Here is a 15,765-nt window from a genome sequence, read left to right on the forward strand (position 1 = left end):
TCTGAAAATCCGGGCTTTATCTTTAGGATCAAAATCCTTCTATCTTATTTCCCATTTATAATGTATTCGTAATAATTGATGTAATCAACCATTCGTTTCTGCCCATAGGCTACTTTGAAATTGCTATGGCTGATGTAGAAGACCTTTTCATCCGAACTGGAAATGATCTCTCCAGAGGAGGGGTCTGCTGTGAATGCATCAACATATCCACTGGCATCTTCTACACTTTTAAAAGTACTGATATAGGGGAGGAGATGCGTTTGCTTATACAGGAAGGCAAATACTTTGAATCTGCTTTGTGCATAGGCTTTTTTGTTGAACTCATTGATGAGTTTGGTAGCATCAGCCTTGGAAATTTTTTCCTTTCTCACATACATCAGGACAAATATCTTATCCGTTGGTTTTACCTCGGTGGTAAATCCGCGATAAGCGGGATTATTAGGATCTCTTTTGGGATCGAGATCGACGGATTCAGATTCCCCGGTAGCTTCACTGATCGGCTTTTTATCTTCCGGAATTCCATTCTGGAGATAATTGAGGGTTTTCTGTGCAATGGGAGTAACCTCATGTTCCGGATAGGTATTGACCACCCGCGTGAGGATATTTCTCAAACTATCCTCATCCCCGGTAAATCCATAGGACATTCCTCGAATGTAGTGGAGTTTTGCCAGGTCAATGGCTGGATTGTCATTGAACTGAGATTGCGCCAGCAGGTATTCACTGAAACCTAGAGAAGTTTCATATTGCTTGTCTGCGTAGGCATTAAAGAGGCCTTCATATGCATAAATATAATCCTCTTCATCCTTTTTCAACTCATTGGGGTCTTTACCCAGAATGAGGTATGCATAAATGGTTTTAGGGTATTCATTGATGATAATGCTTCGGTGGACCCTGGCCAGTTTATCTCTTTTTTCAGAGTAAAGTTTAAATAAGGCATAACGGGTACGCAAGGCATATTCAGATTCTTCAAAACGGTCCAATAAGGTATTGAAGGTTTTGATCGCGGAATCAGGCTCATCAAGTCTTTGGCTATAAATCTGCCCCAGTTTGTAAAGGGCTTCCTCTATCATGCCCAAACTCTCTTCTTTCCTTTCCTCTGTGTCGGGAATATCTACATAAAATTTGTAGTTATCTCCATACTTCTCAAGCATGACACTATCAACGGCAATGGTACTACTACCTCCAGGTCCAGCTTCTTCATTATCTCCTCCTATTCCCCCAATTGCAACAGATGTTTTATTACTTCGTCGCCAATGATCTGAATTTTGCCGGTTTCCCCATAACTGTTGAAATTGTATTCGACCATTGCTCACAGATCCGGGATTGTCAAAATACCATCCGCCTGATCCTCCTTGCTGATTATTTCGATTTCTTTGTTGTTGTTGGTTCTGGAGTAAAGGATTAAAGAAAGGGTCATTATTTTTTAATGCTTCCTGTTCTTCCAATTGTCTGGCCAGTTCCTCTTTTTTTCGCTTTTCCTCTTCTTTCACCAAAACATCCACAATCTTATCTACTTCTTCTTTGGGCAAGCTCGCCAGATACAGCATACTGTCCTGATAATGGATGGTATTGATCTGGGTAATGTAGTTTTTGAGGGTTTTTGCTAAAGTGGTGATCTCCTGATATTCGGGAGCATCCTGATTGATAGAGGTAGCGGCACTATCATAATAAGCCTGAGCTGTATTGTAGTCCTGAAGTTCGTAAAAATGAATCTGGCCGATCTTATAATAGGACAGGGCTTTCTGCCGCTGGTTATTCATATTCGATCGGATAGACTCCCTAAGGTATGCAATAGCTTCGTCCTGATTGCCTTTTTTGAGTTCCAGCATCGCAAACTCATAATAGATGCGGTCCTGGTATTCTTCATTCTTCTCATCTTTCAGCAGCTTTTTCAAGTAATCCTGGACAATTTGATCATCATCCTTACCTTCCTGAAAGTCTACATATAAGCGGGCAATCTTCATTTTGGAAATGAAGGTCAGGTAGTAAGTTTCACTGTACTTACTGACCAGTTCAAACTGCTCCAGAGCTTTAGGGAAATTTTCTGTGGCATCATATAATTGCCCTAAAAGGAAATGGGCCCGGGCTTTTCGCATCCGACCCGTGATATATTCTATATGTTCGGTAAGAATTTTTAGGGCAGTGGGATAGTCTTCTTTATCTATGGCGAGTTTGGTTCTGAACAGTCCGAGTTCGTCCAGCATTTTATCTTCCAAAATCACGCTATCTGCATAGAGTAACCTTTCGTCCACAATCTCCGAAGCCACCTCAGGGTTTTCCATTTGGTACTGGGTTTGAGCAATCCAGAACCAGGCCTCAGGTGCGAGTTTGGAGTCGGGGAAAGAGTCCAGAACAAAATCAAAGTTCTGCAAGGCTTTGTAGTAATCCTGCCTGTAGAACCAGCTTTTTCCATTCAGGAGACGGCACTCATCTATGTAGTTTCCATTGGGATGTTTGAAGATCACACGGTCATTTTTCTTGGCGATCTCTTCAAAATCATTTTCAAAGCTTTTTACTTCATCCTTAGATCCGTAGTAAACAACCTCAATAAATCCCTGTTCAGGATATGAATATTGTGATTCAAGCTTCTTTAGTGTTTCTTCATAGAGGTAATTGGCATTATAATACCCGTTGAAGTAGGACAGGGAACTATGATATACCCGTGCAGAAAGAGTCTCTTTCTCTTTTGAGCAGGAAATACAAAAAAGCAAACTTAGTATTAAGAGAAAATTTGTAAGTTTGCCTACGCTCGGTCGTGTCATGTTTACAAATTAAGAAGATTCTTTTTAGAAAAAGAATGCACAAATATATCCATATCCTGTAGCAAGCTAAAACGTTTATGTTGCGAAACTTTTACAAGCAAATAAAAGCGCGATTAACCAAACAATACAGGGTAGAACTAATTGATGATCTCACCCTTTCCCAATCGAAGCAGCTCTTTCTTAAACCTATTACGGTAGGATGGGTTGTGGGTTTATTGTTTTTAGGAATCGTAGGTGGGACAATCGTGATGTTTGTCTTCACACCTGCCTTGCACCAGTTAATCCCAAATTACCGCCCACCTGCAGAAGTAGCGCAGGAGAAGGCGGAGATTGATTCTATGGTGAATGAGATGGAGAAAAAGATCAATGAGTTTGAATTGTATGAAGCAAGTCTCAAGGCCGCTACGGGTACAGATACTTCTGCATTCAATTTTGATCAGAGTCGTTTGGATGAGCTTATTGAGGCACAAGGCAACATTGATCCGGGAACAGGATCTGAAAACTTGGGGGAAATTGTGGAATATGCAGGAAATCCCGATGAAAATGGTGCAGGTCCCACGCAAGTTGTTTATATTACAAAACCGGGTAAAGCCGAGATAGAATCTCAGCAAGCGCTGGTAAATTTGTTCCCCCCCCTCATGGGAACAGTAGAAGATACATTCAGGGTAGGTTCTGGCCACCTGGGGATCGACATTAGCTCAAAGGAAAATTCAATAATCAAGTCTATTTCGGAAGGATTTGTCGTAATTTCCGAATATTCCGTAGAAAATGGCTGGGTTATTGGTGTAGTAAGTAAAGGCAACGTATTGTCCTTTTATAAGCACAATAGCCGCTTGCTCAAAAAAGTAGGTACATACGTCTATAAAGGGGAACCCATTGCGGTCATTGGTAACACGGGGGAAAACTCTACAGGCATACACCTTCACTTAGAAATATGGCATAATGGAATTCCGGTAAATCCGGAGAATTATATAGAAATTAACTCATAGTCAAAACTTCATATGTTCGGAAACAAAAACGATAGTAACCGCACCTCAATGAACTCCTCTAGCTCTTCATCCAAATCATCAGAAATGCGCCGTAATATCATTTCTGAAGGCACAGTCGTCGTAGGTAACATCAATGCAGAGGGCGACCTCCGCGTAGAAGGAAAAGTTATCGGTACCCTGGTTTGTAACTCCAAGCTGGTTGTTAGCGGAACAGGTTATATCGAAGGAAATGTTGATTCTCGTGTAGCTACAGTTGAAGGCGAGATCAAGGGAAACGTGGTTACCCGTGAACTTCTGACCATTGACAAAACAGGTAAAATCTTCGGAGACATTTTCACCCAGAAGCTGGTTGTACAAATGGGTGCTATCTTCACCGGTAGTAGCAAAATGGCCGAAGCTGCCAAAGATATGCTCACAAAAACTCCTGAGCGCGCGAAGGATTTACTGGCCAAGTCTAGCAGCCGTCCGGTAAATACACCTCCTTCTTCTCAGCAGCGTCCAGAGAAAGTGGGCAAAGCTAGCTAATGAAAGAAGACAAAAAGAAAAAAGACGTCACGCAATCTTATATGAAATATGCAGGCCTGGGCTTCGAGTTCCTGGCCTGCGTTCTTGTGTTCATGGGTCTGGGCTATGGCCTGGATCAATGGGTCGGCACAGAAAAACCCTGGTTTTTATTGGTCTGCCTTGTTTTTGGATGCGTTGCGGGTATATATTTGCTGGTCAAAAGACTTAGTTAAGCAAATTACCTTATTGTGAGCATAGCTCGATTCATCCTTTTCTCCCTCCTTATTGCTGCCTTCCTGGTACTTACCGCTTATGTGGCCCAACAATACTGGCTTCCCAGCATAAGTTTTCCTGCAATGTCTATTGCAGTTTTGGTGAGTCTTATCACTACCAATCTTGCCTATTCTATCAATTTTAAGAACCTTTTTAAAGGCAACAGAAGCTTCATTTCTGCCTTGCTTGTGGCTATGACCAGCAAGATGATCATCGGCATCATATCTATCCTCTATGTAGCCATTCAATACACCGATCAAATAAAAGAATACGTTACCGCATACTTTCTTTCGTATTTTGCTTTCACTGCATTTGAAGTTTATAGCTTAATGCGTAAATTGCGCGCCTAATTCAGTATCGCTATATATAAAGCACGAAAAACACTCTTAGATGATTGTGCGTAAGTTACTCTTAATCACGTTATTAATAACGTCTTTCTCTGTAGGCAGCCTATTCGGAAAAGAAGGTGATGAACCTGAAGAATTTGATGCCAAAACCACCATTCTTCATCACGTCCTTGACACCCATGATTGGCATATCACAGATATTCCGACCAGTGATGGATATAAACCCATAGCATTGCACCTCCCCTGGTTCTTTTACAGCAGCCAGGATGGATTTCAATTTGTGGGGAGTACAGAGGGTCTGGTCGAAAAAGGCTACATGGCATTTCATGACCACCTCTATCCTTTAAAAGATGGAGTAAGTGTTCCTATGGATGATCAAGGCCATCCGGACTTTACCGACAAGGAATTTGAAGAATGGGAAAAAGAGAACATTGACCACGAACATGCGGTCTATGATCTGTCAATCACCAAAGCTAGTTTGCACATGCTGCTGGTTGGTATTGTGATGCTCTTCATATTCAATGCTGTTGCGAAAGGATACCGCAGAAATAAAGGAAAGGCGCCTTCTGGCATCCAGTCCTTTTTTGAGCCCATCATCATCTTCATTAGAGATGAGATAGCCAAACCTTATCTTCATGATAAAGCGGCAGGATTCCTTCCTTATCTACTGAGTTTATTCTTCTTTATCTGGTTTGCCAACCTCTTCGGACTGACTCCTTTTAACTCTAATGTTATGGGGAACATTTCCGTTACGGCAGCCTTGGCACTACTGACCTTTATTCTGGTCAATGTAAACGCCAATAAAGATTACTGGATCCACATCTTCAATACACCCGGTGTACCCTGGTGGTTGAAATTTGGATTGCCCCTGATGCCTATCGTGGAAGTGATTGGTGTATTCACCAAGCCTTTCGCCCTCATGATTCGTCTTTTTGCCAACATCTCAGCAGGACACTTTATGGTACTGTCCCTGATCTGTATGATGTTTATTCTCGGTGAAAACGGGCGGCAACCCGGAGGAGCATTTGCGATCATGCCGATCTCCATCGGATTTACCATTGCCATTTATGTACTCGAAGTCGTAGTGGCAATCATTCAGGCATACATCTTCACGCTTCTTACTGCAGTATTCATTGGGATGGCTGTAGAAGAGCATGATCACCACTAGTCAATAGTAACCTTTTTATATATAACCCTATGGGAACTTTTGGAATTTTAGGCGCTGGTATCGGAGCAGGACTTGCTGCGATTGGTGCAGGAATGGGTATCGGTAGACTTACCGCTTCCTCAGTTGAATCTATCGCACGTCAGCCAGAAGCTTCTGGTGATATTCGTGGAGCGATGATTCTGATGGCAGCCTTCATCGAGGGTGTTGCCCTTCTTGGAGAGGTAGTTTGTCTGTTGATCATCTTCCTGAACCCACAAGGCGTCGCTTAAGACACTGAGCAGGATTCCTGGGGAATGCCCAGGGACCTGCCTGGTTTTTACTTTGAATAATAATTAGACCCTATACTATAGATATATGGAACTGTTAATGCCCCAATTGGGATTGTTCACCTGGACCTTGATCATCTTTCTGGTCTTCTTCTTCATTCTGAGGAAAATGGCCTGGAAGCCCATTCTTAATGCGCTTAGTGAGCGTGAAGAAAGCATCGAGAACTCTCTACAGGAAGCTGCCAAAGCACGTGAAGAGATGTCTAAACTCAATGCTGAGAATGAAGCTTTGCTGAAAGAAGCGCGTCAGGAAAAGGACAAAATCCTGAAGGAAGCCAATGCAATGAAAGACCAGATCATTGCTGACGCTAAAAAAGCTGCTGCTGATGTGGCAACTGTAGAGCGTGAAAAAGCCAAAGCTCAAATTGATGCTGAGAAAAATGCAGCACTTGCTGAGATCAAACAGACTGCTGCTACAATAGCAGTACAAGTTTCCGAGCAGATCCTTCGCAAAGAATTCTCAGATAAAGGCGCTCAGTCTGCTTTTGCTGAAAAGCTTATCTCTGAACTAAACAGCAACTAATCCAATACTTCTAATAGAAAAATCATGGTAGAAGATAGAATTGGATATAGATACGCGAAATCCATCTTTGGACTTGCCGAGGAAAAGAAGATGCTCGACAAAGTGCAGACGGATATGGAGACCATTTCACAGGTTTGTACAGCAAGCCCCGATCTGGTAGCTATGCTCAATAGCCCTTTGATCAGCATGGGTAAAAAAGAAAATATCGTTAAGGCGGTATTTGAAAAGATTTTTACTTCTGAATTGGCTCCCTTGCTTACCCAGATGTTGGTGAGAAAAGGACGAGAAATGTATCTGCCTCATGTAGCAAGTGCATTTATCAAACTGTATGATGATTCCAAAGGAGTTGAAAGGGGCACCCTGGTTTCTGCACACAAACTAAGTAGCAAAGAAGAGAAGGCAATCCAGACTGCGATGGAAGAAAAGATCGGTAAGAAACTTGATTTGACGATAGAAGTTGATCCTGAGCTTATCGGTGGCTTCGTATTGAAAGTAGGAGATAAACTCTTCGACGGTAGTGTTTCTTCTTCCTTGAGAAGGATCAAACAAGAACTGACAAAAAGATAAAAATTGACCGGCTTAAAGCAGATTGAAACACACAGATTGTAAGCCGGCACTTTATATAAATATTCAAAATCCAATAATTCTAATTTAATATGGCAGCGGTTAGACCAGACGAAGTTTCTGCAATCTTGCGAGAGCAGCTATCAAACTTCAAATCCGAAGCAGAACTGGAAGAGACCGGGACGGTACTCCAGATCGGTGACGGTATTGCCCGTATATACGGCCTGACTAAAGTACAGGCTGGTGAGTTGATCGAATTTGAAACCGGCCTTAAAGGCATGGTACTTAACCTGGAAGAAGACAATGTAGGTGCGGTACTCTTCGGTGATTCTGAAGGAATCAAAGAAGGAGACAATGTACGCCGTACCGGTAAGATTGCTTCTTTGCAAGTAGGTGAAGGTCTTTTGGGAAGGGTTATCAACCCACTAGGTGAGCCTATCGACGGTAAAGGACCTATTTCTGGAGAACTTTATGAGTCTCCTTATGAGCGTAAAGCTCCCGGGGTAATCTTCCGTGAGCCTGTTACAGAGCCTCTTCAAACAGGATTGAAGTCTATCGACTCCATGATTCCTATCGGTAGAGGACAGCGTGAATTGATCATTGGCGACCGCCAGACTGGAAAGACTGCGATCGCGATTGATACAATCATTAACCAAAAAGAATTTTACGATAAGGGAGAACCCGTATTCTGTGTATATGTAGCGATTGGACAAAAAGCTTCTACTGTAGCACAGGTAGTAAAATCACTGGAAGACGGAGGAGCGATGCCTTATACGGTTATCGTTGCTGCTCCGGCTTCAACTCCCGCTCCTCTTCAATTCTTCGCTCCATTTGCGGGTGCTGCGATTGGAGAATTTTTCCGCGATACCGGTCGCGCTGCTTTGGCCATCTATGATGACCTTTCCAAGCAAGCGGTTGCTTATCGTGAAGTATCCCTCCTGCTTCGTCGTCCTCCTGGTCGTGAGGCATATCCCGGGGATGTATTCTATCTTCACAGCCGTTTATTGGAGCGTGCTGCAAAAGTTATCAATAATGATGAACTGGCCTCTCAAATGAATGATGTTCCTGAGTCTTTCAAAGGAATCGTAAAAGGAGGAGGATCGCTTACTGCACTCCCAATTATCGAAACTCAGGAAGGGGACGTTTCTGCTTATATCCCAACCAACGTAATTTCGATTACAGATGGGCAGATCTTCCTGGAGTCTAACCTTTTCAATGCAGGTATTCGTCCCGCAGTAAACGTAGGTATCTCAGTATCTCGTGTGGGTGGTTCTGCACAGATCAAGCCTATGAAAAAAGTTGCAGGTACCCTAAAACTGAGCCTTGCTCAGTACCGTGAATTGGAAGCATTTGCGCGTTTCGGTTCTGATTTGGATAAAGCAACTCAACTTCAGCTGGAAAGAGGAAAGCGTAACGTACAGCTTCTGATCCAAAAGCAATATAGCCCGGTATCCGTTGAAGAGCAGGTAGCTTCTATCTATGCTGCATCTAAAGGATTTCTGGACAATGTTCCTGTAAATAAAGTAGACGCATTTGAAACGGCACTTATTCAGGAATTGAAACATAATCATGCTTCTGTATTGGAGCAAATCCGCGATAAAAAGTGGACAGACGACATTCAGGCTAAACTATCTGAAGTCGCAGGAGAAGTTGCTAAATCATTTGCATAATGGCGAATCTTAAAGAAATACGACTGCGCATCAAGTCGGTACAGAGTACACAGCAGGTGACCAAGGCCATGAAAATGGTTGCAGCCGCCAAATTGCGTCGTGCTCAGGACCGTATGTTGCAGCTTCGTCCTTATTCTGCCAAACTCTCCGAAATTATCGGCAATGTGGTTTCTTCGGTAAATCCGGAAGAGATCCCAAGCAAATTGGTGGATGTTCGCGAAGTAAACAATATTCTTGTTCTGGTCATTACCTCAAACAGAGGTCTGGCCGGTCCTTTCAATGCCAATATCATCAAAGAAACCGTGGCATTCCTTAAGGAAAAGCATGGCGGTGATTTGGATGCCGGAAAGGTGCAGTTTATGTGCCTGGGGAGAAAAGGACATGAATTTTTCAAGAAGAGAGGCTATGAAGTAAATGGAGATAATTTTGATGTCTTCACTAAACTCTCTTTCGAAAAGGTCAATGAAGTAGTTGACCTTGTATTTGGAAAATTCGAATCAGGAGAAGTTGACAAAGTATATGTCGCTTATAATGAGTTCAAGAATGTAATGTCTCAGATCAAGCGGGTTGAACCTCTGCTTCCTTTAGCCGTCAGTAATTTGGGCGAAGAGGAAGAAGAGAGTAGTACCAAAGCTGATTATATCTTTGAGCCAGACCGGGAAGAAATCCTGATGGAACTGATTCCTAAGGCACTTAGAACTCAGGTCTTTCAAGCAGTATTGGAATCCAATGCTTCTGAGCATGGAGCGAGGATGGTAGCGATGGATACCGCTACAGAAAATGCTGAAGATCTGCTGAAAAGTCTGAAAATTAGCTATAACAAAGCCCGTCAGGCATCTATTACGACTGAGATCCTTGAGATCTCTGCTGGTGCAGCCGCACTGGAGGCGCAATAGATTCGAAATCGAATTAAGAATTATTGGATATATATGCCGATACCGAAAGGTATCGGCATTTTTGTTTTTTGGGTCATCTCGAAGTTTGGGCTGAGGATGACACGACTTTTCCTTATTGGCCTTAAACAGAATTGTCATCCCGGCCTTAATTCAAGAGCCGGGATCTCTGGTAAATATAAGTAAGCAAGAGGTCCCGGACATCTGGTAGATTCCGGGATGTACTGTAGTAAAAGTCAAATAAAATTGGGATTAAATTGAGTTCTATTTTTAGCTACAGCAAAAGCCTGTCTTAAGAGTTTATGAGCAACCGCAACTCTAATGACTTTATGATGTTTACCCTTTTGCTTCATGTTTTCTACCATAGATTGACAAAGAGGATTTACTTTCATCGCGGAAAAGGCTCCCATATAGAGATACTTTCTTGCCAAGGCCTGCCCCATTTTTACGATCCTCTCCTTTCCCTTTACTGAGCTACCCGATGTGAAAATACGAGGACATAATCCCAAATAAGCGACCAATTGTTTGGCAGACTCAAATCGGCTAAAGTCATGGGTAATACAGATCAACAAACAAGCGGTCTTAGGTCCTATACCTGGGATGCTCATAAGCGACTGATAGCTTTGTGAACAATGCTCTTTACTAAGGCTGAGCATCTGTTGCTCCAGCCGCTTGATCGAAGCTTGTAGCTGTTCGATCAGATAAAGCTGCTGACTTCTCACCAAAGGATCCACAATAGGAACTTGATCCATAGCCTCGAGCTGATTACGAAGCATCTGGAGCTGTTTTTGAAATAGGTTAATGCTAGTCAAAAACTGCTGTAAGCGGAGAAAAATAGCCGCTGGAGGCTGCCAGAGCTTAATAAAGCTTCGGTGATCCCGTCCATATTGAGCAATTAAGCGCGCGTCTTGCTGATCGGTCTTGGTTCGCCTTAATTGCATCTGACTGTAGCGGCGAATGACCAGGGGATTAACTACACTTAGTTTAATCCCATGCTGATGTAAACTAAAGGCCAGGGATAAATAATAGGGACCACTTGCTTCCATGACACAGAGATCTCCTTGAGAGAGGACTTCGATAAATTTACAATGGCCCGAAGCAGTATTGGAATAGCTTTTTACCCAGCTTTTCCCACTATCATTAAGACAGACTACTTCAAAGCTTTTTTTGGCAATGTCGATTCCATATACGTTATTATCCATAATCCTATATTTGAGCAGCTCTGATTCGAACTTATCAATCCTACATTCTGGCTCTTAGCCTACTGTACTGTTCTAGTTTTGGATCAGAGGGAGAGGGAAACCAACATCCCGGACGGTTTTTTAAACCAATGACACTTAACGGATTTATCCCCTCTCCTTTTGCTGCTTATTCAAATACCACAAACTAAGAATTCTTTTCTTCCCTAGCTCTTAGGCAAGTATAGGATGACAGACTTTTTCGGGGCGTATTCCCTCCTGGAGCTAAGCGCATAATTGATCCGGCTATCAACATTTTTCTCGAAAATTTCGGATATTCATACAAACTACCTCAATACACCACATCATGAATTGGAACATCTCCCAAAAGATTGCATTCCGCTTTTTTGCCGTTTACATTTTCCTTTTTACCATGTCCAACCAGTTTGTGGCATCGGGGATTTTTGACAAACTCTGGCGAATTGTTGTGCCCTGGTTTGCCAAAAACATCCTGAAGCTGGAAAAAGACATCACTGTATTTACCAATGGCAGCGGAGACACTACCTACAATTTTGTAAGCCTTTTGGTATTTGTCCTCATCGCAGCTATCGTGACGGTAATCTGGACAGCCATTAATCCACAAAAACCTAAAGACTCGAAACTGTTGGATCCCCTGGTGGTTTTGGTGCGCTATTATGTGATTTTCCAGATGGTTACCTATGGATTGGCCAAACTCTTTTACCTCCAATTTCAGGAACCGATGATCTCCCGCCTGATCCAACCTTATGGAGAATCTTCGCCGATGGGATTACTATGGACCTTTATGGGTTTTTCTAAAGGCTATACCATTCTTGCAGGAGCAGCTGAGTTTTTAGGAGGAATTCTTCTCCTTTTTAGAAAGACCCGTACCCTGGGGGCAATGGTAGTTTTTGGGGTGATGCTCAATGTCATGGCGATGAATTTCTTTTATGATGTACCCGTCAAAATCCTTTCTTCCCATCTTGTTTTCTTGAGTGCTTTTCTTTTGGTGCTGGATGGAAAACGTCTCCTTAATTTCCTGATCCTGAATAAAGAAGTTCCCGCCAGAGAAATCCAACATTTTATCACAAATCCCAAAATCAGACGGATCAAAGACTATATCAAATGGGGACTTATTAGCATAGGACTTGGATTTTCCTTTTACCAAATGACAAATTTTGTGAAGCAATTTGGCCAAGCAGCAGAGAAACCCCCGCTCTATGGTTTGCATGAAGTGGAGTCTTTCGAAAGAAATGGGGAAATCATTCCTCCATTAACCACAGATAGCACACGCTGGGATAAATTGATTGTACAAAGAGCCGGAAGTGCACGCGTCCATTTCATGCCCAACAATCGCAAGTTTTACGATTTTAAGCCAGATAGTCTTGAAAATTTTGTCCTGATCAACATCAGCGGGGATACGACTGCTATGATAGACACGCTATTTTTTAGTCAGCCAGATAGTAGCCTTTTAGAACTGGAAGGAATAGTGGCCTCTGATACATTGAAGATACGTCTGAAAAGCCGTCAGAAAAACTCTTTCCTTTTAATGAATCGTGGCTTTCACTGGGTGAGCGAATATCCCCATAATCGATAATCTTAAAAAAAATCTACCTCTTTGTCATATTCCTCAATCCTTTAGTACTAAATAAGTAGAGACACAGGAAATGGATAAAGAGGCAGAACATATATTTCTTCAAACACTGGAAAAAGAGAAGGATCGCATCTTTCGAATCTGTAATACCTATGCGGATGATGCTGAGGATGCCCGAGATCTCTTTCAGGAAGTAGTATATAATTTCTGGAAAACTCTCCCCAATTTTCAAGGAAAGTCCAGCATATCAACCTGGCTATACCGAATTGCCATCAATGTCTGTCTCAAGCAAAAAGCCCGCAAGCGAATTGAAACCATTCGCCATGTGGAAGTAGAGAATTTTGAGGAACGTGTACAGGCAAGTCCACATTTGGAAGCCCTTTACCTGGCGATAAAGAAATTGGATAAGGTGGATCGTGCATTGATCATGCTTTATTTAGAGGAATTGCCCTATAAGGAAATTTCTCAAATCACAGGGCTCACAGAAAACCACATTGCGGTAAAAATGAAAAGAATTCGAGAAAAGTTATCCAGACATATCAAAGCTTTTATATGATGGATCAGGACTTAAAAAACATATGGAAATCTGCCACTCAAGATGAGTTGGTTAAGCTCGATCAACATAAACTGATAGGAGACATGGAAAAACAACATCTGAAATTGGAAAAAGGCATTCGTAAACGAGACCGACTGGAAATTGGGGTAGCTATAGCTCTTATGCCCTTCTTTTTGGCCGCTATATTTTTTCTGTCAAGTACCTTGAGCAAGCTAGGAGCATTTCTCATGCTACCTGCTCTGGGATTCATCATTTATCGCTTAAAGGCTGTGCGTAAATACGAGCCTACTGCCTTTAGCGAATCAACCCATGATTACCTGCATAAGCTCAAGATCTACTATACCATGCAGAGAGATTTGCTGAAAGAAGTTGCCTATTGGTATCTGATTCCTCCTTTTATTTGCATCAGCATGATCTATTGGGGGATATCTTCAACTCCTACAGAAAAATTTATCAATATCGGAGTGGCAGCGGTAATTTATGTAGGGATTTACTTCATGAATCAGGCCGCTGTGCGAAAGAAATTGGATCCCTTTTTAGCGGATATTGAGGAGCAACTCCAAATGTTAAAAACAGATAATTAAATAAGAAAGGAAGCAATTAGCTTCCTTTTTTTATAAACTCAGAAGTCATTTAAAGCTAGAGCCCACCTCTTTCTCTTGGTCCCAATCTGTAATTTTAGAGAGAATGATCATACCAATGTGTAAATTCACTTCCGGACCTATATTTGGAGGCATCGATGGAACTGATTTACAAGTTTGGCGCGTATCATGGCATCTTTCTGGGAATTATCCTCTTCAATTATCAGAGGGAAGGGAAAACAATCTCTAATCGTATCCTGGGGACTGTAATCTTGTTCTTCTCTTTGTGCCTGCTCGAATGGCTTTCGTATTCAACAGGTTTTGCCGAAGAATATCCGCATGTCTTTCTGGCCAGCAATCCCTTATTGTACGCCATAGCTCCCTTACTTTATCTCTATGTAGAAAGTTATCTGGATCGAGCATTTCGATTTGATGGGAAGGCCCTTGCTTTGTCTTTGGCTCCCGGCTTACTTTATATGCTTTTTGCATCTCCTTTTTATTTTTCTTCAGCAGATGAAAAGCTGCAAATTATCCAGCAGGGGAAATTGTTGGAATATATTATCGGAGGCGAAACCTGGTCTTTATTTTATGTTTTGCTGGTAGTGGGCTTTTGTGTGTATAGCTTGAAACGTTTAGGAAAATTGGAGGAAAGTGATCCTCCGGGAGCTGCGAGAAGGATTTGGTTGAAACGCATTATCTGGGCCTACATTCTTTTTGCACTATTAGGCTTTGCTGACTGGGGGATTGCTCAATACTTTCCAGCCTTAAATGTTCCGCGAGGCCTGATCACTTTGAGTATACAAACCCTGATTATCCATGCCACGGCATATTTAGCCATAATAAATCCTCAGGCCCTGCTATCGTTTGAGCAGGACTTTATCCAGAAAAAAGAAGAGAAGTATCAAAAATCTCAGCTGGATGAAGGGAAATCCCAGCTACTTACAGAAGAAATTCGAAACATCCTCAAGGATAAGGATATCTACCTGGACATGGATCTATCTCCCGCATACTTTGCCCAAAAACTAGGGATAAGTAAGCACCAACTGTCCCAGCTACTCAATCAAAAGATGGAAACATCTTTTTCTGACCTCATCAATTCCTATCGGATTGAAGAGGCCAAAAGGCTTATTCGGGAAGAAGGAAATGAAAAATTGAAGCTCTTGCATCTTGCCTTTGATTCCGGCTTTAATAATAAGACCACCTTTCTCCGCAATTTTAAAAAATTTGCAGGCATGACACCCGCCCTTTACAGAGAGAGCCTGAAAAAATAATAGGAAGTGGTAACAGACAATTGGTTGTGCCCTTTTAGAGGAGAGAAATGCAGAAACTTGTATCGCATCTATTGATAAACAGATGCAATCAAATTTCAAGCTAACAAAATGGACACTGTACAAGCATTTTCTCCAAGTATTTTGGGCATCCTACTCGCTGCCCTTTCTTCTTTCATCATTGGTGGTTTATGGTATTCGCCTGCCTTATTCGGGAAATCCTGGATGAAGCTCAATGGCTTTAAAGAAGAGGACCTAAAACCTCAGGCTCGCATTTTTATCTCCACTTTTATTATACAATTACTAGGAGCTCTTTGTCTGGCTTTTTTTCTGGGGAAATCGGACCTTATGTTTAGTGCCATAGTCGGATTGCAGGTGGGCTTATTATGGGTAGCTGGAGGAATGGGAGTAACCTATCTCTTCGAAAGAAAACCCTTAAAGCTCTGGCTGATTAATGGAGGCTATCATATTATCACTTTTATCCTTATGGCTACGATAATCGCAGCATTTCAGTCCGCTCCCTAGAGGAAGTTCTCCTACCTACAAATTTG

At 42.2% G+C, this 15,765-nt stretch carries 17 protein-coding genes; 15 read left to right on the top strand and 2 right to left on the bottom strand.

The features are described from left to right. Positions 1-44 precede the first annotated feature (44 nt). Complete coding sequence (locus tag R8P61_28805; GenBank protein MDW3651112.1) at positions 45-2,762, bottom strand: tetratricopeptide repeat protein; 2,718 nt, start codon at positions 2,760-2,762, stop codon at positions 45-47. A gap of 77 nt (positions 2,763-2,839) precedes the next feature. Here R8P61_28805 and R8P61_28810 point away from each other — a divergent pair, with 77 nt between their 5' ends. From R8P61_28810 to atpG, 10 genes are all read left to right on the top strand, one after another. Continuing rightward, on the top strand, positions 2,840-3,751 hold the full coding sequence (locus R8P61_28810) for a M23 family metallopeptidase (GenBank protein MDW3651113.1): 912 nt from the start codon (positions 2,840-2,842) through the stop codon (positions 3,749-3,751). 84 nt (positions 3,752-3,835) lie between these two features. After that, positions 3,836-4,276, top strand: a complete 441-nt coding sequence (locus R8P61_28815) for a polymer-forming cytoskeletal protein (protein ID MDW3651114.1) — start codon at positions 3,836-3,838, stop codon at positions 4,274-4,276. After that, positions 4,276-4,488, top strand: coding sequence for an AtpZ/AtpI family protein (locus tag R8P61_28820; protein ID MDW3651115.1), 213 nt, complete (start codon positions 4,276-4,278; stop codon positions 4,486-4,488). The genes R8P61_28815 and R8P61_28820 overlap by 1 nt, the downstream gene beginning before the upstream one ends. A gap of 15 nt (positions 4,489-4,503) precedes the next feature. Continuing rightward, complete coding sequence (locus tag R8P61_28825) at positions 4,504-4,878, top strand: hypothetical protein (GenBank protein ID MDW3651116.1); 375 nt, start codon at positions 4,504-4,506, stop codon at positions 4,876-4,878. A 46-nt stretch (positions 4,879-4,924) separates the two neighbouring features. Continuing rightward, entirely contained in the window at positions 4,925-6,043 is a 1,119-nt protein-coding gene (atpB, locus tag R8P61_28830) for a F0F1 ATP synthase subunit A (protein ID MDW3651117.1), read from the top strand. Between the two features lie 29 nt (positions 6,044-6,072). After that, positions 6,073-6,312 (top strand): ATP synthase F0 subunit C, encoded by a 240-nt coding sequence (gene atpE / locus R8P61_28835; GenBank protein MDW3651118.1) that lies wholly within the window; start codon positions 6,073-6,075, stop codon positions 6,310-6,312. Between the two features lie 85 nt (positions 6,313-6,397). Further along, entirely contained in the window at positions 6,398-6,892 is a 495-nt protein-coding gene (atpF, locus tag R8P61_28840; GenBank protein MDW3651119.1) for a F0F1 ATP synthase subunit B, read from the top strand. A gap of 24 nt (positions 6,893-6,916) precedes the next feature. Further along, positions 6,917-7,459, top strand: coding sequence for an ATP synthase F1 subunit delta (atpH, locus tag R8P61_28845; protein ID MDW3651120.1), 543 nt, complete (start codon positions 6,917-6,919; stop codon positions 7,457-7,459). Positions 7,460-7,548: 89 nt separating this feature from the next. Then, positions 7,549-9,126: a F0F1 ATP synthase subunit alpha gene (atpA, locus tag R8P61_28850; GenBank protein ID MDW3651121.1), complete on the top strand. Its 1,578-nt coding sequence runs from the start codon at positions 7,549-7,551 to the stop codon at positions 9,124-9,126. Then, positions 9,126-10,022, top strand: coding sequence for an ATP synthase F1 subunit gamma (gene atpG / locus R8P61_28855; protein ID MDW3651122.1), 897 nt, complete (start codon positions 9,126-9,128; stop codon positions 10,020-10,022). Before atpA ends, atpG begins: the two co-directional genes overlap by 1 nt. A 233-nt stretch (positions 10,023-10,255) precedes the next feature. On the opposite strand, the gene R8P61_28860 is transcribed toward atpG, so the two are convergent. Beyond that, positions 10,256-11,221, bottom strand: coding sequence for a transposase (locus R8P61_28860; protein MDW3651123.1), 966 nt, complete (start codon positions 11,219-11,221; stop codon positions 10,256-10,258). 343 nt (positions 11,222-11,564) lie between these two features. Between R8P61_28860 and R8P61_28865 the strand changes: the two genes are divergently transcribed. From R8P61_28865 to R8P61_28885, 5 genes are all read left to right on the top strand, one after another. Beyond that, entirely contained in the window at positions 11,565-12,812 is a 1,248-nt protein-coding gene (locus R8P61_28865) for a hypothetical protein (protein MDW3651124.1), read from the top strand. A 70-nt stretch (positions 12,813-12,882) separates the two neighbouring features. Next, positions 12,883-13,365 carry a sigma-70 family RNA polymerase sigma factor gene (locus R8P61_28870; protein MDW3651125.1) on the top strand — a complete coding sequence of 161 codons (483 nt, stop codon included), beginning with the start codon at positions 12,883-12,885 and terminating at the stop codon, positions 13,363-13,365. Further along, on the top strand, positions 13,362-13,949 hold the full coding sequence (locus tag R8P61_28875; protein ID MDW3651126.1) for a hypothetical protein: 588 nt from the start codon (positions 13,362-13,364) through the stop codon (positions 13,947-13,949). Before R8P61_28870 ends, R8P61_28875 begins: the two co-directional genes overlap by 4 nt. A gap of 155 nt (positions 13,950-14,104) precedes the next feature. Then, entirely contained in the window at positions 14,105-15,217 is a 1,113-nt protein-coding gene (locus tag R8P61_28880) for a helix-turn-helix domain-containing protein (GenBank protein ID MDW3651127.1), read from the top strand. Positions 15,218-15,325: 108 nt separating this feature from the next. Further along, positions 15,326-15,739 (top strand): DUF1761 domain-containing protein, encoded by a 414-nt coding sequence (locus R8P61_28885; protein ID MDW3651128.1) that lies wholly within the window; start codon positions 15,326-15,328, stop codon positions 15,737-15,739. The last annotated feature ends 26 nt before the right edge of the window (positions 15,740-15,765 follow it).

The sequence above is a fragment of the Bacteroidia bacterium genome (assembly GCA_033391075.1).
GTDB lineage: Bacteria > Bacteroidota > Bacteroidia > J057 > J057 > JAWPMV01.